28 protein-coding genes and 1 pseudogene are annotated in these 24,577 nt (G+C 62.3%); 18 read left to right on the forward strand and 11 right to left on the reverse strand.

Features of this window, described 5'->3' with window-relative positions:
- Positions 1–7: 7 nt before the first annotated feature.
- Positions 8–130: pseudogene (locus J3A98_RS27185) on the forward strand (DNA mismatch repair protein MutT); the annotation flags it as partial.
- A gap of 1 nt (position 131) precedes the next feature.
- Here the strand turns inward: J3A98_RS27185 and J3A98_RS11055 are convergent.
- Positions 132–683: an ATP-dependent Clp protease proteolytic subunit gene (locus J3A98_RS11055; RefSeq protein ID WP_209966113.1), complete on the reverse strand. Its 552-nt coding sequence runs from the start codon at positions 681–683 to the stop codon at positions 132–134.
- A gap of 124 nt (positions 684–807) precedes the next feature.
- Between J3A98_RS11055 and J3A98_RS11060 the strand changes: the two genes are divergently transcribed.
- The 4 genes from J3A98_RS11060 to J3A98_RS11075 are packed head-to-tail and all read left to right on the forward strand — an operon-like array spanning position 808 to position 4,782.
- Positions 808–1,860 carry a DUF72 domain-containing protein gene (locus J3A98_RS11060; RefSeq protein WP_209966115.1) on the forward strand — a complete coding sequence of 351 codons (1,053 nt, stop codon included), beginning with the start codon at positions 808–810 and terminating at the stop codon, positions 1,858–1,860.
- Positions 1,857–2,630 carry an endonuclease/exonuclease/phosphatase family protein gene (locus J3A98_RS11065; protein WP_176684228.1) on the forward strand — a complete coding sequence of 258 codons (774 nt, stop codon included), beginning with the start codon at positions 1,857–1,859 and terminating at the stop codon, positions 2,628–2,630. The genes J3A98_RS11060 and J3A98_RS11065 overlap by 4 nt, the downstream gene beginning before the upstream one ends.
- Positions 2,627–3,829 carry a cardiolipin synthase ClsB gene (gene clsB / locus J3A98_RS11070; RefSeq protein ID WP_176684229.1) on the forward strand — a complete coding sequence of 401 codons (1,203 nt, stop codon included), beginning with the start codon at positions 2,627–2,629 and terminating at the stop codon, positions 3,827–3,829. The genes J3A98_RS11065 and clsB overlap by 4 nt, the downstream gene beginning before the upstream one ends.
- On the forward strand, positions 3,829–4,782 hold the full coding sequence (locus J3A98_RS11075) for a lysylphosphatidylglycerol synthase domain-containing protein (RefSeq protein WP_176684230.1): 954 nt from the start codon (positions 3,829–3,831) through the stop codon (positions 4,780–4,782). The genes clsB and J3A98_RS11075 overlap by 1 nt, the downstream gene beginning before the upstream one ends.
- A gap of 228 nt (positions 4,783–5,010) precedes the next feature.
- Here the strand turns inward: J3A98_RS11075 and J3A98_RS11080 are convergent, their stop codons facing one another.
- Positions 5,011–5,235, reverse strand: coding sequence for a metallothionein (locus tag J3A98_RS11080; protein ID WP_209966117.1), 225 nt, complete (start codon positions 5,233–5,235; stop codon positions 5,011–5,013).
- A complete protein-coding gene (locus tag J3A98_RS11085) occupies positions 5,232–5,696 on the reverse strand; it encodes a phosphotransferase system, HPr-related protein (RefSeq protein ID WP_209966119.1) in 465 nt (154 codons plus the stop codon). Before J3A98_RS11085 ends, J3A98_RS11080 begins: the two co-directional genes overlap by 4 nt.
- Before the next feature lie 127 nt (positions 5,697–5,823).
- Between J3A98_RS11085 and ligD the strand changes: the two genes are divergently transcribed.
- The 5 genes from ligD to J3A98_RS11110 are packed head-to-tail and all read left to right on the forward strand — an operon-like array spanning position 5,824 to position 11,428.
- Complete coding sequence (gene ligD / locus J3A98_RS11090; protein WP_209966121.1) at positions 5,824–8,325, forward strand: DNA ligase D; 2,502 nt, start codon at positions 5,824–5,826, stop codon at positions 8,323–8,325.
- A 40-nt stretch (positions 8,326–8,365) separates the two neighbouring features.
- Positions 8,366–9,409, forward strand: a complete 1,044-nt coding sequence (locus J3A98_RS11095) for an acyl-CoA dehydrogenase family protein (protein WP_209966123.1) — start codon at positions 8,366–8,368, stop codon at positions 9,407–9,409.
- Positions 9,406–10,161, forward strand: coding sequence for a PIG-L family deacetylase (locus J3A98_RS11100; protein ID WP_209966125.1), 756 nt, complete (start codon positions 9,406–9,408; stop codon positions 10,159–10,161). Before J3A98_RS11095 ends, J3A98_RS11100 begins: the two co-directional genes overlap by 4 nt.
- An 11-nt stretch (positions 10,162–10,172) precedes the next feature.
- Complete coding sequence (locus J3A98_RS11105) at positions 10,173–10,772, forward strand: SAM-dependent methyltransferase (RefSeq protein ID WP_209966127.1); 600 nt, start codon at positions 10,173–10,175, stop codon at positions 10,770–10,772.
- Positions 10,769–11,428 carry a glycosyltransferase gene (locus J3A98_RS11110; protein WP_209966129.1) on the forward strand — a complete coding sequence of 220 codons (660 nt, stop codon included), beginning with the start codon at positions 10,769–10,771 and terminating at the stop codon, positions 11,426–11,428. The genes J3A98_RS11105 and J3A98_RS11110 overlap by 4 nt, the downstream gene beginning before the upstream one ends.
- Before the next feature lie 23 nt (positions 11,429–11,451).
- Here the strand turns inward: J3A98_RS11110 and J3A98_RS11115 are convergent, their stop codons facing one another.
- The 5 genes from J3A98_RS11115 to J3A98_RS11135 form a co-directional block, all read right to left on the reverse strand.
- Positions 11,452–12,273 (reverse strand): Ku protein, encoded by an 822-nt coding sequence (locus J3A98_RS11115; RefSeq protein ID WP_209966132.1) that lies wholly within the window; start codon positions 12,271–12,273, stop codon positions 11,452–11,454.
- A gap of 85 nt (positions 12,274–12,358) precedes the next feature.
- Positions 12,359–12,946: a nucleosidase gene (locus J3A98_RS11120; protein ID WP_209966134.1), complete on the reverse strand. Its 588-nt coding sequence runs from the start codon at positions 12,944–12,946 to the stop codon at positions 12,359–12,361.
- Positions 12,947–13,097: 151 nt separating this feature from the next.
- On the reverse strand, positions 13,098–14,381 hold the full coding sequence (locus J3A98_RS11125) for an MFS transporter (RefSeq protein WP_209966137.1): 1,284 nt from the start codon (positions 14,379–14,381) through the stop codon (positions 13,098–13,100).
- 4 nt (positions 14,382–14,385) lie between these two features.
- Positions 14,386–15,297 (reverse strand): aldo/keto reductase, encoded by a 912-nt coding sequence (locus tag J3A98_RS11130; protein WP_209966139.1) that lies wholly within the window; start codon positions 15,295–15,297, stop codon positions 14,386–14,388.
- An 89-nt stretch (positions 15,298–15,386) separates the two neighbouring features.
- Positions 15,387–16,250: a Dyp-type peroxidase gene (locus J3A98_RS11135; protein ID WP_209966142.1), complete on the reverse strand. Its 864-nt coding sequence runs from the start codon at positions 16,248–16,250 to the stop codon at positions 15,387–15,389.
- Positions 16,251–16,434: 184 nt separating this feature from the next.
- On the opposite strand from J3A98_RS11135, the gene J3A98_RS11140 reads away from it, so the two are divergent.
- Positions 16,435–17,328 (forward strand): bile acid:sodium symporter family protein, encoded by an 894-nt coding sequence (locus tag J3A98_RS11140; protein ID WP_012052327.1) that lies wholly within the window; start codon positions 16,435–16,437, stop codon positions 17,326–17,328.
- 43 nt (positions 17,329–17,371) lie between these two features.
- Here the strand turns inward: J3A98_RS11140 and J3A98_RS11145 are convergent, their stop codons facing one another.
- Positions 17,372–17,839 (reverse strand): sterol desaturase family protein, encoded by a 468-nt coding sequence (locus J3A98_RS11145; protein WP_209966144.1) that lies wholly within the window; start codon positions 17,837–17,839, stop codon positions 17,372–17,374.
- A 397-nt stretch (positions 17,840–18,236) separates the two neighbouring features.
- On the opposite strand from J3A98_RS11145, the gene J3A98_RS11150 reads away from it, so the two are divergent.
- The 4 genes from J3A98_RS11150 to J3A98_RS11165 all read left to right on the forward strand — a co-directional run bounded on the left by J3A98_RS11150 (position 18,237) and on the right by J3A98_RS11165 (position 20,360).
- On the forward strand, positions 18,237–18,950 hold the full coding sequence (locus tag J3A98_RS11150; protein ID WP_209966146.1) for an MgtC/SapB family protein: 714 nt from the start codon (positions 18,237–18,239) through the stop codon (positions 18,948–18,950).
- Between the two features lie 17 nt (positions 18,951–18,967).
- Positions 18,968–19,489: a GNAT family N-acetyltransferase gene (locus J3A98_RS11155; RefSeq protein ID WP_209966148.1), complete on the forward strand. Its 522-nt coding sequence runs from the start codon at positions 18,968–18,970 to the stop codon at positions 19,487–19,489.
- A 110-nt stretch (positions 19,490–19,599) separates the two neighbouring features.
- Complete coding sequence (locus J3A98_RS11160) at positions 19,600–20,100, forward strand: DUF4142 domain-containing protein (RefSeq protein ID WP_209966149.1); 501 nt, start codon at positions 19,600–19,602, stop codon at positions 20,098–20,100.
- 8 nt (positions 20,101–20,108) lie between these two features.
- Positions 20,109–20,360, forward strand: coding sequence for a hypothetical protein (locus J3A98_RS11165; protein WP_004374436.1), 252 nt, complete (start codon positions 20,109–20,111; stop codon positions 20,358–20,360).
- A gap of 92 nt (positions 20,361–20,452) precedes the next feature.
- Here J3A98_RS11165 and J3A98_RS26925 read toward each other — a convergent pair whose 3' ends face one another.
- Positions 20,453–20,617 carry a DUF6021 family protein gene (locus J3A98_RS26925; protein ID WP_245355135.1) on the reverse strand — a complete coding sequence of 55 codons (165 nt, stop codon included), beginning with the start codon at positions 20,615–20,617 and terminating at the stop codon, positions 20,453–20,455.
- A gap of 55 nt (positions 20,618–20,672) precedes the next feature.
- Complete coding sequence (locus J3A98_RS11170; RefSeq protein ID WP_209966151.1) at positions 20,673–21,659, reverse strand: DNA-binding protein; 987 nt, start codon at positions 21,657–21,659, stop codon at positions 20,673–20,675.
- A 239-nt stretch (positions 21,660–21,898) separates the two neighbouring features.
- Here J3A98_RS11170 and J3A98_RS11175 point away from each other — a divergent pair, with 239 nt between their 5' ends.
- The 3 genes from J3A98_RS11175 (at position 21,899) to J3A98_RS11185 (ending at position 24,569) form a co-directional block, all read left to right on the forward strand.
- Positions 21,899–22,504 (forward strand): PAS domain-containing protein, encoded by a 606-nt coding sequence (locus J3A98_RS11175; RefSeq protein WP_209966153.1) that lies wholly within the window; start codon positions 21,899–21,901, stop codon positions 22,502–22,504.
- Positions 22,505–22,623: 119 nt separating this feature from the next.
- Positions 22,624–23,625 carry a threonine/serine dehydratase gene (locus J3A98_RS11180; protein ID WP_209966155.1) on the forward strand — a complete coding sequence of 334 codons (1,002 nt, stop codon included), beginning with the start codon at positions 22,624–22,626 and terminating at the stop codon, positions 23,623–23,625.
- The gene (locus J3A98_RS11185; protein WP_209966157.1) at positions 23,622–24,569 is read left to right on the forward strand and encodes an ornithine cyclodeaminase family protein; all 948 of its coding nucleotides are present in this window, start codon (positions 23,622–23,624) and stop codon (positions 24,567–24,569) included. The genes J3A98_RS11180 and J3A98_RS11185 overlap by 4 nt, the downstream gene beginning before the upstream one ends.
- Positions 24,570–24,577 lie beyond the last annotated feature (8 nt).

Raw genomic sequence — 24,577 nt, forward strand, 5'->3', positions numbered from 1 at the left:
GCTGTGGCACGAAATTTCCGATTGCCACTTTGCTCACCTCGACCAGGTGGCTACGGTAAAGGGCGAGATCAAGGCCCAGATCCGCTCCTTGCTGGCTTGTGCCCCCGGCACTGCGGCGTCCGTTCGGTAAGCTAGGCGTGCACACTCCACTGAACGGCGTCTGACGCGATCGGCATCTCGTCGATTGCATGGATCATTCCGTTTTCCAGCGCCTCCCGCGGCGCCAGTATCCTTGGATAGGCCATTAGATAGCGCGGTACATCCAGAACCTCGGCCGCGCCTTTCGTGCGCTCGGCCACGATCTGCGCATACAGACGCAAGTCGTAATCCAGGCTCATTGCATACTCGGACATCCGCGAATGGTCTACCGAGCCATGCAAGGTCCAATGAAACGGGTGGAAAAGAAACTTGCTGAAACTGCAAGCCGTACGTCGCTCCCCGGCCAGGAAGAGGATATTGCCCATGGATTCCACCGTGCCCAGGTTGTGGGTATGCACCTCTACGGGTAACGCCCGCAGAAAGTTGTAAAGGGTAAACCCATAGCTGCACTCGCCGCCCATGGTGGCGATGTTCAGTTGCAGCGTTTCGGCACCCTGTTGCAATGCCCGCGAGCAGGTACTGATCAGGTTGCCGCAGGTAGACGAATTGATCGGTCCGGTGAAGTGGATGATATGTCTGGCCATGCTTGCCTCCACGGGTGGCAGGTCATTGCTTGTTCTACAGCACATCGTCACCCTGCCCGGCAATCTGCCAGAGGGCGAGGCGGTCGAATTTCATCCTGGCACCCTGCCATGAAGCGGGTATGCGGTGGAGACGCCAGCCGCTACAAAGTTCAACTCGGCGTCAGCATTTCCGTTGGTCAAGCGTTGTGAACCCTCGCCGGCCTTTGCCGGTCGCACCTTCAGAGCGACCGAACAAGGAACCGGCAGTGAGGACGGCAGCGTGAGCGATATTCGCATCGGTATCTCCGGGTGGCGCTATGGCCCCTGGCGCAAGGATTTCTACCCCAAAGGCCTGAAGCAGGACGATGAACTGGCATTCGCTTCACGGGCGGTGAACAGCATCGAGATCAATGGCTCGTTCTACAGCCTGCAAACGCCCGAGCGCTATCTGGGCTGGCGTGAACAAACACCGGACGGCTTCGTGTTCGCGGTCAAGGGGCCGCGCTATATCACCCATGTGCGGCGGCTGAAGGACATCGAAGAGCCAGTGGCCAACTTTTTTGCCTCCGGGCCGCTGCTGTTGGGCGAAAAGCTCGGGCCGTTCCTGTGGCAGTTCCCTCCCAGCATGAAGTTCGATGAAGACCGTTTTGCCCGGTTTTTCGAGCTGCTGCCTCACACCCGCAAAGCGGCCCGTGAACGCGCCCAAGGCTGCACCGAACGCCTCAAGGGCAATGGCAGCCTTGCCATCAAGGGCAATGCACGCTTGCGTCACGCCGTGGAAATCCGCCACGAGAGCTTTCTCTGCGAAGCCTTCATCAAGCTGTTACGCAAGCATCGCGTGGCGCTGGTGGTTGCCGACAGCGCCGGCAAGTGGCCCTGTGTCGAAGATGTGACCGCCGACTTCGTCTACATGCGCCTGCACGGGGATGTGGAGCTGTACAGCAGCGGATATACCGCACGCGCGCTACGGCGCTGGAAACAACGTATCCAGCAATGGAGTGAAGGTAACCAGGCGGACGATGCCCGTCTGATCGTGCCGGGGCCGCCGCCTCGGCGTGCGACACGGGATGTATACTGCTACTTCGACAACGACCAGAAGGTTCACGCGCCATACGACGCCAGGCGCTTGCTGCAAAAGCTGTCGTTGGACCATGAGCTGATGACTGAGCCTGGCATGGTGCCGGAGGTGGCCTTGTGAACAAGACCCTGCCCACCCCACGCTGCATCATCGACAAGGTGACCGCTGTACGCCGGCTCAATGTGTTGACGCTGAACGTGCACAAAGGCTTCACCTTCTTCAACCGGCGCTTCATCTTGCCCGAGTTGCGCGAGGCGGTACGCGCCACCGGCGCCGACCTGGTGTTTCTGCAAGAGGTGCACGGCAGTCATCAGCAGCACGCCTTGCGCCACCCTGCCTGGCCAGAAACGCCGCAGTACGAGTTTCTGGCCGACAGCATGTGGCCGCAGTTCGCCTACGGTCGCAATGCCGTGTATCCACATGGCGATCACGGCAACGCACTGCTGTCGAAATTCCCCATCAGCCGCTTCGACAACCTGGATGTCTCGGTGCAGGGCAATGAACAGCGTGGCCTGCTGCATTGCCAGCTGGAGGTGCCGGGCCATGACGAGGTGCATGCGGTATGCGTACACCTGGGCCTGCGGGAAGCCCACCGGCAGAGCCAGGTGAAGCTGATGCTGGACCTGCTGGCCAGCCTGCCGCCCACAGCGCCGGTCATCATCGCCGGCGATTTCAACGACTGGCGGCTGAAGGCGGACGCGGTGCTGAGCGAGCACCTGACAGAGGCCTTCGGCACCCCAGCGCGCAGTTTCCCGGCGCGCCTGCCGTTGTTGCGTCTGGACCGCATCTACGTGCGTAACGCCATGCCGGGCGCTGCCCAGGTGCTGTCGAAATACCCGTGGTCGCATCTGTCCGACCACGTACCACTGGCTGCGGAGATCAACCTGTGAACCGACCTTGGGTAGAGGGCAACAGCGTGCAGTTGCTGATCAATGGCGAGCAGTACTACCCCCGCGTGTTCGAGGCCATGGCCAAGGCGCGGGAAGAAATACTGCTGGAAACCTTCATCATCTTCGACGACAAGGTGGGCCAGCAATTGCAGCAGGTGTTGATCGACGCTGCCCGGCGTGGTGTGCGCGTGGAAGTGGCTGCGGACGGCTACGGCACAGCCGACCTGCCGGCTGCATTCATTTCAGCGATGACCGATGCGGGCGTAAGCTTTCACGCGTTCGATCCACAACCCCGGTTGTTAGGCATGCGCACTAACCTGTTCCGCCGTTTGCACCGCAAGATCGTGGTGGTCGATGGCGAGCGGGCCTTCATCGGCGGTATCAACTACAGCGCCGACCATTTGGGTGACTTTGGTGCCATGGCCAAGCAGGACTATGCCGTGGAGGTCACCGGCCCGGTGGTGGCGCAGGTACATGCCTCCAGCAAGCGCCTGATGTCCCCCGTGTTGCAGCCCCCCAGTGCAGTGCGCCCGGTTACCGAGCCTGCCGGGGGGAGCGACGCGGTGTTGATCGAGCGCGACAACGGGATGCGCAGTAACGATATAGAAGCGTACTACCTTCAGGCTTTTCGCAAGGCCAGGCAACGCATCGTGGTCGCCAATGCGTACTTCTTTCCAGGCTATCGGTTGATGCGAGAGTTGCGTAACGCGGCCCGGCGTGGCGTGGAGGTTCACTTGATTTTGCAGGGCCAGCCTGACATGCGCTGGGTACGTGCGCTGTCGCGCCTGCTATACAACTACCTGCTGCGCGACGGCGTGATGATTCATGAGTACTGCCAGCGGCCGTTGCACGGCAAGGTGGCACTGGTAGACGACCAGTGGGCCACAGTTGGCTCCAGCAACCTCGATCCTCTGAGCCTGTCGTTCAACCTGGAGGCCAACCTGTTCATTCGTGATCGAGCCTTCAACCAGCAACTGCACCAGCATTTGCAAGCACTGGCCAGCGAGCAATGCAAACCGGTTACCTTGGAGCGGATGATTCGCGGCTACTGGTGGCGAGCACCGTTGATCTTCGTGTGTTTCCACGTGATCCGTCACTTCCCGCGCATTGCGGGTTGGTTCCCTGCGCACCGGCAGCGATTACGCTCGCTGCAGCCGGACGCCGAACCCCAGGGCAAACTGCACGAGGGCAATTCCTGATGGCGGGCAAAAACTGGCAAACCTGGGGCAAACGCTTGTTTACGCTTGCGTTCCTGATCCTGATCCCTGTGCTGTTGTACCTGCTGGCGCGCAATCTGGACTGGAATGAAGTGCGCCAGTCTTTGCTGGCCTACAAACCTGGCACCCTTGTCATCGGCTTGGCGATCGCGTTGTGCAGCTATTTCGCGTTTGCCAGTTACGACCTGCTCGCCCGGGCTTACACCGGCCATACACTACCTGCCCGTCAGGTATTGCCAGTCGCGTTCGTGTGTTATGCCTTCAACCTCAACTTCACTACCTGGGTAGGCGGGGTTGCCTTGCGCTACCGGCTCTATGGCCGACTGGGCCTGGATACCGCGACCATTACGCGAATCCTCACCTTGGGCCTGTTGACCAACTGGATGGGTTACATGCTGCTGGCCGGCACCGTCTTCGCCCTGGGCCTGGTCGAGATGCCCGGCAACTGGGCGGTAGGCACTACAGGCCTGCGCCTGATCGGCTTGCTGCTGCTGGCGATTGCTGGAGGCTACCTGCTGGCCTGTGGTTTTGCCAAGAAGCGCACCTGGTGCTGGCGCGACCACGAAGTGACGCTGCCCTCGCTGCGTCTGGCGCTTTGCCAGGTGGTGCTGGGTGCCAGCAACTGGGCGCTGATGGCGCTGCTGATCTTCTGGTTGCTACCGGGCGAAGCCTTCTACCCGTCGATTCTCGGCATCCTGCTGATCAGTTGTGTGGCTGGGGTGGTTGCGCACATCCCTGCGGGGCTGGGCGTGCTGGAGGCGGTGTTTCTGGCCCTGCTGCATGGGCAGATGGCCCAAGGCACGCTGGTGGCTGCCCTGCTCGGCTACCGCACGCTGTACTACCTGATTCCGCTGCTGTTGGCGGTGGTGACCTACCTGATCCTGGAAAAGCGCGCCAAGGCCATGCGCCGGCGCGACAAGCCTGCCCAGACCTGAAAGGGGCCATGTGCGCTGGAGGTGACAAATGCGACGCGTTGCGTGGCACCGGCTGCGCCGGTGTTCGCGGGTGAACCCGCTCCTACGGGGGGGCGCGCGCCAGGAAACCAACCCCGCGCAAGCCATGCGCCGTAAATGTAGGAGCGGGTTTACCCGCGAAGCAGGCAACGCAACACCCGAGGCCCCAATGACTGGCGCCCGGGTGAAAGGGCAGCCCGCCTATCGGCCTCAGGGCGAAATGGGGTCACTCGCCGGATAGGTTTCATCCAGCGCATTGTCCACCGCATTCTCGCCCGGCTTTTCACCACAATGGCAGTCCTGCATCCGGCATGGCTCACCCTTGCGGTGGCCGCTGGCGCAGGCCTCGCAGCAATATGCCTTACCGTCGCGCTGCAGGGCATTGGCATCCACCGTGCAGGAACAATGCGTGCACGCGCAGCGTTGTTCGTTCATGGCTTGTTCTCCTCGTCGTCAATCACATCATCGGTCCAGGGCACCCCATCCAGCGGCGCGGAGCGGGCCAGTTCGGCCTCGTCCAGGCCAGTGCCGCCACCAATCTCATCGGCATCCACCTGCCGCAGGCGTTGGTCTGCCGGACCGCCTCTGCCGCCCGGCTCGTGGGGATCGCGTGCACCGGTTTCGTCAAGCAGCGTGTCCGGGCTCAAATCGTCATCGGTAACATTGTCCTCATGCAGGCTGTCACTCAGCGCCTCGCCGCCGGTCATGCCACTCTGCGCCACGCGTCGGGGGGGAAACTCACGGGCGACCTCGGCGGCCGGTCGTTCGTCGCCCACACGCCCTTCACGCTCATCCAGGCGTTCATCGAAATCCAGCTCATGCACGCTGCCCATGCGGTCTTCGGTGTCATCGATTTCGCTGGGTGTGTACGGCTTAGGTTCATCGGGTCGGGCCATGTGCGTTCTCCATCAGTTGGCTTCATTCGGTCGACTGCGCCAGCTCATGGAAGATTCAGAGTTTTTTGAACTACCGCCTCGGCCGACGCCTCCCACCTTAGAGACTGAGATCTGCCCGGAGCCCGCCATGGCCAAGCCCCTGCAGGAATACGCGCGCAAGCGCAACTTCAACGCCACACCCGAGCCCAGCGGCAAACGCATCCAGGGCAAGCGGGCTCATGCGCTGCAGTTCTGCATCCAGAAACACGATGCCAGTCACTTGCACTACGACTTCCGCCTGGAACTCGATGGCACCTTGAAAAGCTGGGCGATCCCCAAAGGCCCATCGCTGGACCCCAAGGTGCGTCGCCTGGCAGTGCATGTGGAGGACCACCCGTTGGACTACGCCGATTTCGAGGGGCATATCCCTGAAGGCCACTATGGTGCAGGGGACGTGATCGTCTGGGACCGTGGCATTTGGGAGCCTGAAGGCGATGCCCATGAAGGCTACGCCAAAGGCAAGCTGCGTTTCCGCCTGCAAGGTGAGAAGCTTGGCGGCGTGTGGAACCTGTTCCGCACCCACCTGGCCGGCAAGAAAGAGCAATGGATGCTGGTCAAGTCACACGATGCCCAGGCGCGCAGCGAAGCGGAGTACAGCATTGTCGAGGCCCTGCCCGACAGCGTGCTCAGCGAGCGCACGCTGGTGCCACGCAAACCCGCTGCGAAAAAAGCCGCTACACCGCGCAGCAGCCGTAAACGCCCCGGCAAAGCTCAGACTGCACCGTTGCCAGCGCAGCTGCCGCCGCAGCTGGCCACGCTAGTGGATTCTCCACCCAGCGGCGACTGGCGCTACGAAGTCAAGTTCGATGGCTACCGTATCCTCGCCCGTATCGAGGGCCAGGACATCCGCCTGTTCACCCGCAACGGCCATGACTGGAGCAGCAAGATGCCCCGGCAGGTTGCTGCCCTGCGCGCACTCAGTATCGACTCGGCCTGGCTCGACGGCGAAATGGTGGTGGCTGATGAGAATGGCATGGCTGACTTCCAGGCGTTGCAGAACGCCTTCGATACCGAGCACGACGAACACATCACTTATTACCTGTTCGACCTGCCTTTTCTGGGCGGTCAGGACCTGCGACAGCTACCGCTGCAGAACCGCCGCGATACATTGCGCCAACTGCTTGAACACAACCATTCCGACGTCATCAAGTATTCCGCCGACTTCGACCAACCTGTCGGGTCACTGCTCGACAGTGCCTGCCGGCTGAAGCTGGAAGGCCTGATCGGAAAGCGAGCTGACAGTGTTTACAGCGGCCGCCGCAGCCCAGACTGGATCAAGCTCAAGTGCAAGCAACGCCAGGAATTCGTGATCGTCGGCTACACCGACCCCAAAGGCAGCCGCAGCGGCTTTGGTGCCCTGCTGCTGGCCCTGCACGACAACGAAAGTGGCGAGCTGCGCTATGCCGGGAAGGTAGGTACCGGCTTCAATACCACGACACTGGGCAGCATCCACGCGCGGCTCAAGCCCCTGGAAATCGCCAGGCCAGCCCTGCCCTCGCCGCCTGCCGGTGCCCAGGCGCGTGGTGTGCACTGGCTGCGGCCCCAGCTGTTGGCCGAAGTCGCCTATGCCCAAATGACCCGTGACGGCATCGTGCGCCACTCGGTATTCCACGGACTGCGCGATGACAAGGCGGCAACCGCCATTGACCTGGAGCGCGCCATGCCCGCAACGACTGTATCCAACCGCAACAAGCAGGCCAAGGCGTCTGAAAACCTGGGTGAACTCCGCCTGACCCACCCCGACCGGGTCATTGATCCCACCACTGGGGTGACCAAGCGCGAGGTCGCCGAGTATTACGCCGGCATCAGCCAGTGGATCCTGCCCCAGCTCAAGCACCGCCCGGTGGCATTGGTGCGCGCCCCGGACGGTCTGGGCGGCGAGCTGTTCTTCCAGAAAAACGCGGGCCAGCTGCACATACCCAACCTAATCAGCTATGAAAAGGCCGAGGCAGGCCAGGCGGCGATGGTCATCAATCGCCCGGACACGCTGCTGGGCGCGGTGCAGATGAACATGCTGGAGCTGCACACCTGGAACGCCACGGACAAGGACTTCGACAAACCGGACCGTTTTGTCCTCGACCTGGACCCTGACCCCGCGCTGCCCTGGAAGGCAATGGTGGAGGCGACCCAACTGACCCTCACCCTGCTGGACGAGCTGGGCCTGAAGGTGTTTCTGAAAACCAGTGGTGGCAAGGGTATTCACGTGGTCGTGCCCTTGACCCGGCGAACCGGGTGGGACGAGGTCAAGGACTTCAGCCACGCCATCGTCAATTACCTGGCCAAGCTGTTCCCGGAGCGCCTGAGCGCGGTGTCGGGGCCGAAAAATCGCGTGGGACGCATCTTCATCGACTACCTGCGCAATGGCAAGGGCGCCACCACGGCGTGCGCCTATTCACTGCGTGCCCGTGACGGGCTGCCTGTATCGGTACCTGTCTGGCGTGAGGAACTGGCGCAAATAAAAAGCGCCAATCAATGGAACATCACCAACCTGCGCGAGCGCCTGGCGGAGGTCGACGACCCTTGGGCCGACATGGGCAAGGTACGCCAGTCGATCACCGCGCGCAGGCGCAAGCAGCTAGGGCTCGAATGATGACGCCACAGCGATTGGACACGAACCGGGAGGCCCGCCCATGAGCATCGTTCAGGACTTCAACCTGACCACCCTTGACCGCCTGTTACGCACCTTTGGCGAACGCCAGTTACCGCTCAACCTCGACAGCCAATTGCCGCAACTGATCCAGGCGCTGCAAGCTGATCACCTCGACCTGCTACCGCTGCCGGGGCAAGGCAACACTTTGCTGCGCTGGCAGACCTTGGCACGGGTGGCAGGTTGCGACCTGGCGTTGGCCAAGCTCTATGAGGGCCATACCGATGCGTTGGCGATCCTCGCGGAATGCGGCGCAGCGCACCACGCCAACGACGGCATCTGGGGCGTGTGGGCGGCAGAGCCGCCCGATGCACGGGTCCTCATCACTGCGCGTGAAGGCGACCAGGTGCGCCTGAACGGCACCAAAGCCTGGTGTTCCGGTGCCTTGCAGATCGATCGCGCGCTGATTACCGCCTGGGATGAGGCCGAGCAGCCGCAATTGGTGGCAATCGAGCTGTCGCAGCCAAGCCAGGGCCTGAACATCGAACACTGGCAGGCCGTTGGCATGGCCACTACCGCCAGTGTCGAGGTGGCGTTCAACGATACCCCAGGCACGCTCATCGGCACGCCAGGCCAATACCTTTCGCGCCCTGGCTTCTGGCAAGGCGGTGCGGGTATCGCCGCCTGCTGGTACGGCGCGGCCGAGGCGCTGGCGGATTACCTGCGTGAACATTGCCGCAAACCCCGCCCAGACCCGCATGCCGATGCGCATCTGGGGGCTGTGGACGCTGCGTTGCATGGCGCCCGGGCGTCACTGCGTGAGTGTGCTGCCTGGATCGATCAACAGCCCGGCGTGGATGCCAGTTTCGAAGTTCGCCGCACCCGCGCCCAGGTAGAACAGGCCGTAGAGCAGGTTATCAGCCACGTCGGTCGTGCCTTGGGGGCCACGCCGTTCTGTCGCAGCAGTCATTTTTCCCGGCTGAGCGCCGACCTGCCGGTGTTCCTGCGCCAAAGCCATGCCGAGCGCGATCTGGCGATGCTCGGCCAGCAGTTGGCCCGTTTGCCAGCCGGGGTGTGGCAGCTATGAGCCAGAACCTCATCCAGTCCGCGGATGGCACGCCGTGGGCCGCATGGCAGCAAAGCGCGCACCTGGCGCGTGCGACCTGGCTCGACTCACGCCAACTGTGCCCGCCGGGGCGCCGGCTGGTATTGATTGCGCCGCATCCGGATGACGAAATTCTCATGGCCGGCGGCCTGCTGGCAGGTTTCAAGGGGCGCGAGGATGAGCTGGTGCTGATCTCCGCCACCGACGGCGAAGGCAGCCACCCCGGCTCCAGCCATTGGACCGAACATCGCTTGCGCCGCCAGCGCCCCCAGGAAAGCCGACAGGCCCTGCAACAGCTCGGCCTGGACCTTGAGCGCCTGGACTGGCGCAGGCTCCATCTGAAGGACGGCCAGTTGCCGCGCGAAGAAGCGTTTCTGGTCAGTCACCTCACGCAGTTACTGCGCCCCGATGACCTACTGATGGCCACCTGGCGCAGTGACGGCCATTGCGATCACGAGGCCGTTGGCCGCGCCGCTGCGCATGCGGCGGCAAACCGTGGGGTGCAATTGGCTGAGGTACCAGTCTGGGCCTGGCACTGGGCTGAGCCTGACGACCCGCGCCTGCCATGGCCCCGTGCGCACCGCATGCAGCTCGATGAAAGCCGTCTGGCACGCAAGCGCAAGGCTTTGGCCGCCCACGTCAGCCAGTTGCAGCCGGACGGCGAGCAGCCGCCGGTGCTACCGCCACACCTGCTGGATTGCCTTCTGCAACCTTTCGAACTGGTGTTCCTTTGAATGGAGCTGTCATGAGCCTTGATCCACAGTATTTTGCCGAGCTATACGCCACCAATGAAGACCCTTGGGCCTTCCGCACCCGCTGGTATGAGAAGCGCAAACGCGAGCTGGTCATGGCCAGCCTGCCACGGCAGTGCTATCAGCGTGTGTTCGAGCCTGCCTGCGCGAATGGTGAGCTCAGTGCGCTGCTGGCCGAGCGTTGCGCCGAGCTGCTGTGCCAAGACCTGGACCCGACAGCCGTAGGCCTGGCCCGCGAACGCCTGGCTCACGTGCACAATGCTACGGTCGAGCGGGCCCGGCTACCGGGGGACTGGCCGGGCGGGCGCTTTGACCTGATCGTGCTCAGCGAGGTGGGCTATTACCTTGATCCCACTGACTGGCTGCAAGTGATCGAACAATCGGTGGCCAGCCTTGGCTACGACGGCACGCTACTGGCCTGCCACTGGAAGCACCCTATCGCGGGTTGCCCGCAGGATGGTCGCGAGGTGCACCGTATGTTGACCCGGCATTTGCCGTTGCATCTGCAGTTCCGGCATGAGGAGGCGGACTTTTTGCTGGAGTGCTGGTCATGCCAGCCAAGCGTCGTCGATCTCGATGAGACTTGCCCATGATCGCCGTTGTCATCCCGGCGCATAACGAAGCCCGCCGCCTTGGGCGATGCCTGCGGGCGGTGCTGGTGGCTGCCCGGCAGGCGCAGCAAGCGGGACTGCACGTGGAAGTGCTGGTGGTGCTGGACCGCTGCAGCGACGGCAGCGCCGCCGTGGCGCGGCGTTTCGGTGTACACACGCTGGAGGTGGATGCCGGTAATGTCGGCATGGCACGTCGTGTTGGGGCGGCGCACATGGTCGAGCGTGGCGCCACGTGGCTGGCGTGCACTGATGCGGACAGCCGAGTCCCTGCGCACTGGCTGCTGTCGCAGCTGGCCTGTAGCGCCGAGGTGGTTTGCGGCACCGTGCATGTCGAGTACTGGCAACCCTGGCAGACCGCCGCGCTGCGCAAGCTGTACCAGAGCCGCTACCAGGCGTATGAAGGGCATCGGCATGTGCACGGCGCGAACCTGGGGGTATGTGCCGATGCTTATGAGCGTGTGGGTGGCTTCCAGCCCTTGGCGGCGCATGAAGATGTGCAACTGGTCAGCGACCTGCAGGCCAGCGGTGCCCAGATCATCTGGACCGCCAGGCATAGTGTGGCCACCAGCAGCCGGCGCGATAGCCGCGCCCGCGAGGGGTTTGGGGATTACCTGGCCGGGTTACAGGCGCAGTCCTGAAATCACTGGGATTTCGGCAGTGTTCATGAAGCTTTGCGCGTTTTCTTCACCGGTTTCTTGCCACCCAGGCTGCGCTTGAGCAGTTCGGTCAGGTCGAGGATGTCCGCACCTTTCTCGGCCCCACCTGCGTCGCCCTTCTCCACCGCCTCGATCTTGCCCTTGCTGGCTTTCTCTTCCACCAGGTCCATGATCGTCTGGCGGAAGGCGTCATGATAATCCTCAGGCTTCCAGGGCCCGCTCATGTCCTCTACCAGGCGCTTGGCCATCTCCAGCTCGCGCTTCTCCACCTTACTGTCGGTGACGCTGGAGTCCAGCTCCAGCGTTTCCAGCCCTCGCACCTCTTCAGGCCAGCGCAAGGTGATCATCACCAGCGCATCGTCCAGCGGCCGCAGCAGCGCCAGGTGCTGCCGGGTATGCAATACCACGGTGGCCAGGGCCACCTTGCCGGTCTTTTCCAGCGTCTCGCGCAGCAAGGCGTACACCTTGCCGCCACGGCGGTCCGGTGTCAGGTAGTACGGCGTATCAAAATGCTGCAGCGGAATGTCGCCCGCTTCCACAAAGGAAAAGATATCGATCGTCTGGGTCGCTTCGGGCCGGGCCTTGCGGATCTCCTCCTCACTGATCACCACGTAGCGGCCCTTCTCGAACTCTACGCCCTTGACGATATTGTCCTTGTCGATTTCCTTGCCGGTCACCTTGTTCACCCGCTTGTAGCCGACCGGCTCCATGCTGCGCTTGTCCAGCCAGTCGAAATCCACACGCTCGGTGCGCACGGCGGTATTGAGTGCCACGGGGATGTGCACAAGGCCAAAACTGATGGCGCCTTTCCAGATTGCCCGAGCCATGAGGGTGCTCCCAGGGTTGCCTGCTGATACCAGAAGTGACTGCGCCGGGCGACAAAGGTTTAGCTGCCCTGCCCTGCGGCAACCGTCACGCCTGGCTGAACAGCACCCGTTTGAACGCTTCGGCCGCCAGGTGCACTTGCACTGCCCAATCCCCCGCGGCATCGCTGCCGGCGTCATCGGAAATGTATTTCAGGCACACGAACGGAATACCTTCGCCACGCGCGATCAATGCCAGTACGTAGGCTTCCATGTCGACCACGTCATAAGGTGCGTCGCCATGGTTGATCTCGAAGCTGTCACCGCTGCCACAGGTTTCCACAGCCAGGCCGGGAATTACCGCCCCGTGCTCGAGTACCACCGGGGTATCGGACAAGGGCGTTTCATAGCGGGCAAAGCCCAGCGCGGTCACATCCATGTCGCGTTGTACGAAGCGGTTACAGCACACGACTTCGCCCTTGCCATGACGCTGGCTGCCAGCCGAGCCCAGGTTGACGATAAGTTTGGGCCTGCGCGTTGCGATCGCCTTGGTCAGGGCGATAGCGGCATTGACCTTGCCAATGCCGGTGAACACGGTGTTCACCTCGGTAAAGACATCGCCAGCCTCGGCCTCGAGGGCAAAGACGAACAGCGTGTCATCCAGGGAAATGTCGGGGAATTGCTTGATCAGCATCATAGAGCAGGTGTTTCCGAGTGGCTGCAAAGGGCGCGGCCATTGTCGGCCAACACAGCCTAAATGCAAGTCCCGGCGATATCGGCAGATTCGCTTTATTACGAGAGGTTCGGGCCGGTGGCGTTCAGCGACATTGCCATATTGGGTGCGCTTGTCAGTGGTGCGGCGGGCTCTCCATGCGCGCCTGGCGCCGGCCCAGCCAGCCACCTGTCGCGGCCCAGCCCACGGCAAGCAGCGCACCGATCAGCATCGCCAATTGCGGGTGCTCGCCCAACACGTCCAGTGCACGCTTGACCCAGCCGCTCAGGGCATCGCCGCCACGGTAGACCACCGTGTCGATGAAGTTTTTGGCTTTGTACTTGTCCTCGGCGGGCAGCACGGTGAACAGCATCTCCCGCCCTGGTCGTACCAGTGCGTATTCGCCTGCCCGGCGCACCACCATGACCACCACGAATATCGCGAACACCGGGGCCAGTGCCAGCCACAAGAAGCCCGCAGCCATCACCAGCGGCACGGCTACCAGCAATACACCGACACCCAGCCGACGGGCCAGGCGCCCGGTAAGAAAGACCTGGGTGATGATGGCCAACGCCTGCACTACAGTGTCGATCAGGCCGAACACCTGTGTCTGCCGGGTGCGATCAGTGAAGGTTTCGCTGACAATACGCGCCTGCTCGAAGTACAGGAATGTACTGACGCTGGCCAGCAACACGACGAACAAAGCGATACCTAGCAAATAGGGCGAGCCCAGTACAGCGGTGGCGCCCGTGAACGGGTTGCCACCCAGCGGCCGCGAGTCCTGGTTTTTGATTGGCATCGGGATGGGTTGGCGTGCTCGCCAGCGTTGCAGGAACAGTGTTGCGCCAATACTGCCCAGTAGAAATACCGCCGCCAGCACCAGCAACCCAGCATGGCCGAGCGGCGCCACCAGCAAGGTGCCAAAAAGAGGGCCACTAAGCCCGCCCAGGCTGGCCCCGGCTGCCAGCAGGCCGAACAGGCGCTTGCCTTGGGCGGTGGAAAACAGATCGGCGAGCACGCTCCAGGCCAGCGAGATCGTCAGCAAATTGAACACCGACAGCCAGATGTAGAAAGCCCGGGCGGTCCACAGATCGTCAGGGTTACCGGCCAACAGTGCCGCGAACAGCAACAGGTTGCTGACGAAAAAACCATAGGTCCAAGGCAGGATGTGCCTGCGCTGCACCTTGGATGCTAGCCAGCCAAACAGCGGCAGGCACGCCAACGTGGCAATGAAGGTGCCCGTGAACAACCATTGCAGGTTTTCCACGCCACCGGCAACGCCCATGGTCTCGCGCACCGGTCGTAGCATGAAGTAACCGGTGAACAACAGGTAGAACAGCAGCAAGCCGGCGATTACCGCCGGCCCCTCACCAGGCTGGATGTTCAGCGCATGGTCCAGGCGCCGCCGCCAGGCTTGCATGGTGTCAGGCGAACTGCTTGATCAGCGCCTGTTGCTGCGCCTGGGTGAGCATTGGCCCATGCCCGGCCTTGAGCTGATCGAGCTGGCGGTCAGGCCGACTGGTAGCAGGTATGACCGTGGTCACTGCAGGGTGGCTGATGGCGAACTTGAGAAATAGCTGTGCCCAGCTGCCGATGCCTGCTTCGGCGGCCCAGCCCGGCAAGGCCTGGCCTTTGACCCGGGCGAACAGCCGGCCATCGTCGAAGGCCCGGTTGATCAGTACCGCAACACCCTTGTCCTGACACAGTGGCAGCAGTTCACGGGCGGCGGCGGGGGCGTTGACCGCGTAGTTGATCTGGATGAAGTCAAGCGGCTCGCTGCGCACGATACGGGCGACGTCATCGTGGCCGCTGTTCAGGTAATGGGTGATGCCGACATAACGTGTCCCGCCCTGCTGCTTCAGCTCGCGGGCATAAGGCAGCTGTGTCTGCCAGTCACGCAGGTTGTGAATCTGCAGCAAGTCCACCTTGTCGGTACGCAGGCTCTTGAGGCTGCCGACCCACTGCGCCTGGGCTTCAGCCCGGCTATTGGCGGCGATCTTGGTGGCAATGAAGCACTGGCGGTGCCAGCCGCCCTCTTCCAGCAACTGGCCGAGAATGCGGTCGGCCCCCCCGTAGTTGGGCGAGGTGTCGATCACCCGGCCGCCGCCTTCGAAGAACGCCTTCAGCACGGTTTTGAGCTGAAGGTATTGGGGTGAACCGCTTACTACCTCGAAACTGCCGGAAGTACCGGCACCGATCACCGGCAACGCTTCACCGGTGGACGGTATTTTACGGGCTAGCAAACCAGCCGGCACGGCAGCGTGCAGCCAAGGGCTGGCAGCAGCCAGCAACCCCAATGCTGCACCTGCGCGTAGGACATCACGACGTGCGTACACGGAAAATCTCCCGTCATAAACCGGAAACTTTCAAGGCTAGCCGCTCTGTTACTCGCCTGCGGGTGTTTCTGTATCTGGATGTTTAGTGATCAGGCCCGCAGCAACAGGCTCAGATCAACACCCGTCTCGCCCATCGGCGGGCACCAGTAGTAGCCACCCGTCAGCGGGCGGCTAAAGCGGTACAGTCCGTCGATGATGCCGTCTTCCAGGCCACTCATGCGCCGCAACTGCACTTCGAATGCCTCGAAGCTTTTGCCCAGAGCGACGAAAGCCAGGCCGGCGCCGCGTTGGTCGGCCCAGGCTACCGAGCGACGGACCATGAACGCCTCGGGTTCAAAGCTTTCCTGGGCGGTGCGTTTGACGTGCGCGGACTCCGGGGCGTCGTCGAGCTCTTCGTTGTCGCTCAGGCGGCGGCCGATGATGTTGTCCTGGTCAGCCTGGGGCAGCGACTTGAAGTATTCCAGGTCGTGCTTCCACAGCTGGAACGCGGCAAAACTGGAGCCATCGGCGGCAATGGCCGCTTGTACGGCATCTTCGTCCACCGGGTTTTCGGTGCCGTCTTCGTAACCGGTAAGGTCATGGCCACCCCTGTGCAGGAAGCCATCAACGCTGTCGGCCAGTTGCAGGGCCGGTGCCAGCGCCTGCTCCAGGGCCTGGGCGCGCAGCAGCAGGTCGCCACGTTCGTCGCCACGCAGCCACAGCCACAGGGCGTGTTGAGTGCTGGGGTTCTCCACTGCGGCATCCAGCAGTGGGAATGGGCGCAAGCCTGGTATTTCAAGGCCCAGGGCCTTGGCCAGCGGGGCGCCTACGCCGAGCAGCAACTGTTCGCCATCGACCTGCGGCAGCAAGGCATCCAGCGCGGCAGGCAACGCCTCGGGCGACTGCAGGGTGAAGAACAGGTGACGGGCGTGGGCCGGCACCGGGGTGGCAAGCAGACCTTGCTGGAACGGCATATCAGGCTAATCCTAAGGTAAAAACGGAATGCTACTTCGCCTGCATGCCTGCTGCAATGCGGCATGCAGCCTCGCCAGCTGCTGCACGTGGTAACAAACGGTTACCAAGAGCTGGCCCTTTGCAATTAGCTATCAATCAGGGCCGACCTACACTGCTTCAGATCCTTCGCCCGAGAACGCCCTCATGACTGCCTCGCCCCTGCTCACTGCGTTTCTGCCGCTTGCCCTGGGCATCATCATGCTTGGCCTTGGGTTGTCACTGACCCTGGCTGACTTCGCTCGCGTGGTGAAGTACCCAAAGCCCGTGGTGGTGGGCCTGGTGTGCCAGATCCTGCTGTTGCCGCTGGTGTGCTTTCTGATCGCCAATGGCTTTGGCCTGGAATCAGCCCTGGCAGTGGGGCTGATGCTGCTGGCTGCTTCGCCGGGCGGTACCACGGCCAACCTGTTCAGCCATCTGGCCCACGGTGACGTGGCGTTGAACATCACCCTGACGGCGGTCAACTCACTGATCGCGATCCTGACCATGCCGTTGCTGGTGAACCTGTCCCTGAGCTGGTTCATGGCCTCCGACCAGGCTATACCACTGCAGTTCGCCAAGGTCATGCAGGTGTTCGCCATTGTCTTGCTGCCGGTGGCGCTGGGCATGCTGATTCGCCACTTCGCCCCGGCGTTCGCTGCCCGCATGGAAAAACCGATGAAGCTGGTGGCTGCGTTGTTCCTGGCCTTCACTATCGTCCTGGCATTGGCCAAGGACTGGCAGACGGTGGTCGAGTACGCACCGGTGGTGGGCCTGGCGGCGCTGCTGTTCAACCTGCTGAGCCTGACGGTGGGCTATTGGGTGCCGCGGCTGTTGAACATTCCCAAGCGCCAGGCGATTGCCATTGGTATGGAGATTGGCATCCATAACGGGACCTTGGCGATTGCCCTGGCGTTGAGCCCTTCGCTGCTGAACAACGCGACCATGGCGGTGCCGGCTGCGTTGTACAGCTTGATCATGTTCTTTACCGCGGCCGGGTTTGGCTGGTGGGTGAGCCGCGGGCATGTGGCGGCAGAGCCCAAGGGTGAAACCGTGAACTGACGTCACCCAATGCCCGGCAGGTGCCGGGCGTGCCAGGGATGCGTCACGATTGGCTGCGCCTGCTGCGCAGCTGCTGCTTCAACAGCTTCAGCGGCGGCGCATAGAAGAACCCGAACGACACGCTCCCCGTGCGCCCCTTCACCGCATGGTGCAGGCGGTGCGCGCGGTGCAAGCGTTTCAGGTAGCGGTTGACCGGCCGCGGCTTGCGCGGCCACTGCCGGTGAAAGAAGCCGTCGTGGGCCAGTACATACAGTGCCCCATACCCTGCCACACCACCGCCCACCCACTGCAAAGGCGCATAACCACTTTTGCCCAGCGCCACCAGCGCCGTGGCGATCAGCCCCAGGGCCACCAGGTACAGGTCGTTGGTTTCGAGCATGCCCAGGTGTGGCTCATGGTGCGAGCGGTGCAGCCACCAGCCCCAGCCATGCATGATGTACTTGTGAGCCAGCGTACCAACGCCCTCCATGGCCACCAGGGTGCCGAACAATATGGCGAGATTGAACAGCATGGAACGGTCCGGGTGATGGCAAAGGAAGGCGCAAGGTTACCGGCTGCCCAGGGTTTTTTCCATGTGGGCGTGACCGGCAGCAGGCCGTTCCCGGATGAAGCCATTGTCATGTTTTTGCCCTTGACCTGCTCTGCCCTGCGGCGTATGGTCCGCGACGCAATTTTGCCTTCCTCAACAGGAGACCTGCCTTGGACAGTAGCCCCAGTCGCTTGCGACAGGCCCGCGTAGCGCGCTAGCCCGGCAATGTTCTGCACTGTCTGGCCGCGCTGGCAAGACGGTGGTTTCCTGTAACCCCCGCTTCTCCTTCCCTCCTCGTGGTCCTGCGCAATTTTCTGGTTTTTCAACCGCGCCAACTGATGGCGTTCATGCAGGCGTGTGCCTGCGGAAGAGGTTTGCTATGGATTGGAAAGTATTTCTGCTGCGCGTCAGCATTGCTTTGGTGCTGGGTGCGCTGATCGGTGCCGAGCGGCAATTGCGCCAGCGCCTGACCGGCCTGCGCACCAATGCGCTGGTCAGTACCGGTGCCTGCCTGTTCGTATTGATGACCCAGGCGGTGCCAGGCATGGCGCCTGCTGATGCGTCGCGCGTCGCAGCCTATGTGGTGTCGGGCATCGGCTTTCTCGGCGGTGGTGTGATCATGCGCGATGGTTTCAATGTGCGAGGCCTGAACACCGCGGCCACCTTGTGGTGCACGGCTGCGGTCGGCGTGCTGTGCAGCCTTGGGCTGATGATGGAGGCGGCACTGGGCAGCCTGGTGGTGCTCTGCGCCAACATCTTGTTGCGTGACATCGCCCAGCGCCTCGACCGTCAGGACGTGGTGCCGGCCAGCGAGGTGGAACAGCACTTCGAAGTCCGTATCGTCTGCCGCGGCGAGGACGAGATCCAGGTGCGTAGCCTGATGTTGCACAGCCTGGGCGATCCACAGCTGCGCCTGCAGTCGTTGCAGAGCCAGGATCTGGACAACCCTGCGCACCTGGAAGTGCGCGCCGAGCTGTTGGGCACCGCGCAGGCACCGGCGCAGCTGGAGCGCCTGGTCAGCAGGGTCAGCCTGGAGAAAGGTGTAAGCTCGGTGCGCTGGCAATTACAGCCGCAGGTGCTGGCGACGGATTAGAACGACAGGAGTGATTCATGCTTATCCGCCCTACCCTTGAACAGGACATTGAATGGCTGCCGGACGTCGAGCGTTCGGCAGCCCAGGCTTTTGTCAACTGGCCGGCACTGGCCTGGCTGGCGCAAGGCGAAGTCATGGATTGCGCGGCGCACAGGGCTTTCGTCGAGGAAGGTGGTAGTTGGGTGGCGCAGGACGCGGCTGGGTGCATTGTGGGTTTTGCATGCGCCCGGCTGGCGGATCAGGCATTGCACCTTCATGAAATATCGGTGCGCCAGGAGGCCCAAGGGCAAGGTGTCGGGCGCCGGTTGCTGCAGCAAGTGGTCGATGCAGGGCGCTGCGCCGGTGTACGTGAGCTGACACTGACCACCTTTGTGGATGTGCCTTGGAATGCGCCGTTCTATGCACGTTTCGGGTTTGAGATGCTTCAGGAAAGGCGGCTTGGCGAACGGCTCCGGGGCATTCTGGCCAGCGAGTATGCTCACGGTTTCAGTGGGCGTTGTGCAATGCGTCTGCGCGTTTCGCCGCCTCTCACCCTCTAGTTCAGTGTCGCGCGGTCGAAACCCGCAGCAAAAAAGATTAAACCTTTGCCACGGCTTCACCCTCAACCGTACGCGACACAGAGGTCGCGCCACGGTTTAAGGAGTGAAGCATGAATAACCTCTTCATCAGGCATGTTGGTTTTTCCATGGTCTTGGGCCTGGCATCGATGCACGCAATGGCCACGACTTCCGATGATTTCGTCGATGCAGCCACCGAGGCCGGCATTGCCGAAGTGGTGACTGGCAAGCTGGCTCAGGAGAAAAGCCAGAACGCCGAGATCAAGACTTTCGCTCAGCAAATGGTCACCGACCACACCCAGGCCAACCAGAAACTCGGCGACATTGCCCGCAAACTGGACATTTCGGTTCCGGATGAGGCCGCGATGACCGACAAGATCAAGAAAATGATCCTGGAGTGGCGCGACGAGTCCTTCGACAAGTCGTACCTCAACAACCAGGTCGACGCTCACGAAAAAGCGGTGGAACTGTTCAAGAAGGAGGCTGCATCGTCCGACAAGGCCGAGCTGAAGGCCTTTGCCAGCGAAACGCTGCCCAAACTCGAACAGCACCTGGAGCAGGCAAAAGCCCTTCAGTCCAAGCACGGCAAGTGAGGCCGCACATGAGTAACGATGCATTGAAGACCGAAGTACTTACCCGCCTGTTGCATGCGCACCCCGAAGGGCTGGGCAAGGAAGTGCTGGACAACTACCGCGGCGAAAAGGCGGTGGCCGGCATGCTCAAGACGCTGCAGGAAGCCGGTTTGATTCACGACGGGAGCGTGGCAGTAAGCAGTGATCACCAGATCAGCGTGCACTATCCGATCAAGCTGTCGGCGGCGGGCGTAGAGGCCGCCAGGCGCGCCGAGGGCTGACACTTGCCTGGTCTGGTCTTGTCGCCAGCAAGCCCGCCCCGAGGGATAGCGCATGGCTTGCCGGCGACAAGGCCAGTCATCAAGGCCGTGGCTCACTCCTTTTTCTCAATGTCTCCAGGCGGCCTGGCCGGCCCCTGTGGGTCGACTTGAGGGTCTTCGACATCCGGGGAATCGGGGTCGAAACCAAGGTCCATCTTTTTATCGGCCTGCTCGGTCGAGTGAGGCCCCTCTTTGCGTGGTGGTTGAGATCCAGGCATGGCGTTGTCTCCGGTGAGTGTCTAGGGAAGAAACCACCCGCCAGGAAAAGTTTGATTAATCTGCGCCCGGGGCCAACTGCGCCCGACACTGTGCCAACGCCTCATCACGCGCCTGCAGTTGCTCCTCAAGCCGCTGCAGCTGCCGCGCCTGCTCGGCGCACAGGTCGCGCCTGGCTTCCAGACTTTGGGCTTGCACATCGAGCTGGCGGCGCATCTCTTCGCTGGCACCTTGTGCCTGGGCCAGGATCGTGCGCAGGCCCTGGATCTGCGCATCGCGCTGCTCCAGCAACTCATCCTGTGCCCGGCATTCACTGGCCGCCTGACGGTGCTCTCCCAGTAAACGCTCATTGTCGCGGTGCAAACGGGTAAGTTCGTCCTGCTTGACGATCATGCCCTGCTGCAACTGGCGCAACTCCACCTGCATCTGCTGCAACTGCGCTTCATGGCGGCGCTGTTCCTGCTCGCGCTGTTCACGGCTGGCATTGCGGTAGTGCTCCAGGGCGTCGCGGGCATGGCGGTGCTTGTCTTCCAACGATTTGACCTGCTCGTCCTTGTCAGCCAGGCGCACCTGCAACTCACCCAGCGCCTGGTTGAGGCTGGCACTGCGCAGCTGTTCGGCCTGCAGCGTGCTTTGTGTGGACAGCAGTTTTTCTGTCTCGGCCGCCAATGCCGCGGCATCGATCTTGTGTTGCTGGTGCGCTGCTGCCAGTGCCTGCTGGGCGATTTCCAGCTGCGCCTCAAGCGTCTCGCGCTGTTGCGTGAAGGTGCTCTCGGCCTGCTCGATCTTCAGGTCGGCCTCGTCCTGCAACTGGGTTGCCAGTTGCCCAACCAGGCGGCTCAGCACATCGCTCAGCGCGACCCCGCCTTCGGAAGCCACCGGCTGCTGGCCGTTCAGTTCCTTCAGGTAGCGGTGAATCGTGGTTTTGGAGCCGGTATTGCCCAACTCGATACGTATGGCATCGATGCTGGGGTTTTCGCCCCGGGCAATCAGCGCCTGACGCGCCTGCTGCACTACCACCTTGTTGATACCGCCACGGGCCATGCTTGCTCCTACGATTTTGTACTGTGTTATGTAACATGTAATTACGTACCAATTATGGCAATATCAAACCACCCCTGCAAACATTTCCTTAGGTGGAATAATCACGGCTTATCGCATGTGATAGGCAAATTGGTCTTGTTTTGAACCCGCACACCCGTACGGAAGCTGCCGGCTCGCCACCTTGTGCCGTTAACGCTTTGCCGCCACCATGGACGTCCAGCACCGATCACCGACAGAAAATGACCCTGGAAAACTACAAGGCAATCGCCGACAGCATCGCCCTGCTGCTGTATCCGCACGCTGAAGTCATCGTCCATGAACTGCACAGCCAGACGGTCGTGCACATCGCCAACAACTTTTCCCGGCGCAAGCTGGGCGATGATTCGGCAATCGATCACGAACTGGACGATGTACTTGGCGGTGCCAACCTGGGCCCTTACGAGAAGCTCAACTGGAACGGCCAGAAGATCCGCTCTATCAGTACCGTACTGCGCAACTCGCAGGGCGAACCCGAGTACCTGATGTGCATCAATCTGAACGTGTCGGTACTGGAGCAAGCCCGCGTGGCGCTCGATGCGTTCTTCCAGATGAGCCGGCTGGTACCGCAACCTGACTCGCTGTTCCGCAACGACTGGCAGGAACGTATCAACACCTTCCTGCATGCCTGGCTGCAAGCGCGCAGCTTGTCGCTGCAGACCTTACAGATGAAGGACAAACGCAGCCTTGTGCAGGCGCTGTACGCTGAAGGCGCGTTCGAAGGGCGAAGTGGTGCTGACTATGTCGCCAACGTTCTGAGCATGGGTCGGGCCACCGTTTACAAATACCTGAAAGAGCTCAAGGGCTAACCCCCCGTCGCTTGGCCGATCTGGCAGCCTGTCAGGGTGTTGCCAGTGGTGGCGCTCGCCCACTTGCCTTGAGTGGATGAATATTCTACTGTGGATAAATATTCCACAAGGAGCGCAGCATGCCAGTCGCGACTGTTTCACCGACCATTGTCGATGCCCGATACCTCGATGCACTGTACACGTCCATAAAGGAAGCCCACGGCGCGCTGCGCCCCGCCGTCAGCATCACGCCGCTGACTCGCAGCGCCCGTTTGTCAGCACTGACCGGCTGTGAAGTGCTGCTCAAATGCGAACACCTGCAGCACACCGGTTCATTCAAGTTTCGCGGTGCCAGCAACAAGATGCGCCTGCTGCCGGCCGAGGCGCGCAAGCAGGGGGTGATAGCTGCCTCTTCCGGTAACCATGGGCAGGCACTGGCCTTGGCCGGCAAGATGGCTGGCGTGCCAGTGAAGGTCTACACCACCACGGGCGCATCGGCATACAAAACAGAGGCAATGCGCGCGCTGGGCGCCGAAGTGGTCTGCCTGCCCACCGACCCGCTGAGTGCAGAGCTGGAAGCAGCCAGGCAAGCCAAGGCCCAGGGCGTACCTTTCGTGTCCCCCTACAACGACCTGCAAGTCATTGCCGGCCAGGGCACCATCGGCATGGAGCTGTTCGAGCAGGCGCCAGACCTGGATGCGGTGTTCGTTGCCGTGGGCGGTGGCGGGATGATTTCCGGCATCGGCGCCGCCTTGCGCGTACTCAAGCCGGGCATCGAGATCATCGGCTGCTGGCCGGCGAATGACCCGACGTTGCAGCAATCGCTCAAGGCCGGTGAAATCATCGAAGTGGATGCCTGCGAAACGCTGTCCGATGGCACGGCTGGCGGCGTCGAGCCAGGTTCGGTCACCTTCCCGCTTTGCCAGGCACTGCTCACCGATACCGTGCTGGTCAGCGAGGACGAAATCCGCTGTGCCATGCGCGAGATCGCCAGCAGTGAGCGCTGGATCATCGAAGGCGCTGCAGCGGTGGCGGTCGCCGGCATGCAAAAGCTCGCCGAGCGCTATCAGGGCAAGCGTGTCGCGGTGATCCTGTGTGGCCGTAACATCCTGCTGGAAAAGTTCCTCGAGGCCGTTCAATGAAGGTCTTCAGCAAGGCGCAGATCATCGCCCACTTCAACCCGGAGCTGGCGGTAAGCCAGCTGGAGGAAGGCTTCATCGCCTACTCCGAAGGCAAGGTGCAGGTGCCGCCCGTGCAGGGCTTCGCATTCAAGGGCGCGAACGGTGACTGTTGCGTGAAGTCGGCCTACATCGAAGGCAGCCCGACCTTCACCGTCAAGCTTTCGACAGGCTTCTACGACAATCCGTCCAAGGGCCTGCCGAGCAATGACGGCCTGATGCTTGTGCTGTCTGCACACACCGGTCAGCCGCTGGCACTGCTGCAGGACCAAGGCTGGCTGACTGCCATGCGCACCGCGTTGGCCGGGCGTATCGCCGCCCAGCTGCTGGCGCCATCCCACGTCAAGGCCATTGGCATCCTCGGCACCGGCATGCAGGCGCAGATGCAGCTTGAGCAGCTTCGCGCTGTGACCGACTGCCGCCAGGTCATTGTCTGGGGCCGCAATGAACGCGGGCTTGCGGCCTATACGGCATTTGCCCGCGAGCTGGGCTTCGCAGTGCACAGCACGCAGGATGCTGCCGAGGTTGCGGGCGCTGCAAACCTGATCGTCTGCACCACGCCTTCTCGCCAGGCGCTGTTGCACAGCGATTGGGTCCAGCCGGGTACGCATATCACCGCCGTCGGTGCCGATGCGCCCGGCAAGCAGGAACTGGACCCAGCACTGGTGGCAAGGGCAGACCGTATCATCGTCGACTCCATCGCGCAGTGCAGCCAGTACGGCGAAGTGGCCCATGCCCTCGGCAGCGGCCGGATCGACGCTAACCAGCTGATCGAGCTGGGTACGCTGCTGGCTGGCCGCGCCCAGGGGCGTGAGCACGACAGCCAGATTACCCTGGCGGACCTGACCGGTGTGGCAGTGCAGGATGCACAAGTCGCAAGCTACGCCCTGGCAGCCCTGTGCACCTGAGGCGACAA

This window comes from Pseudomonas sp. BP6 (assembly GCF_017875935.1).
Classification (GTDB): Bacteria; Pseudomonadota; Gammaproteobacteria; order Pseudomonadales; family Pseudomonadaceae; genus Aquipseudomonas; species Aquipseudomonas putida_Y.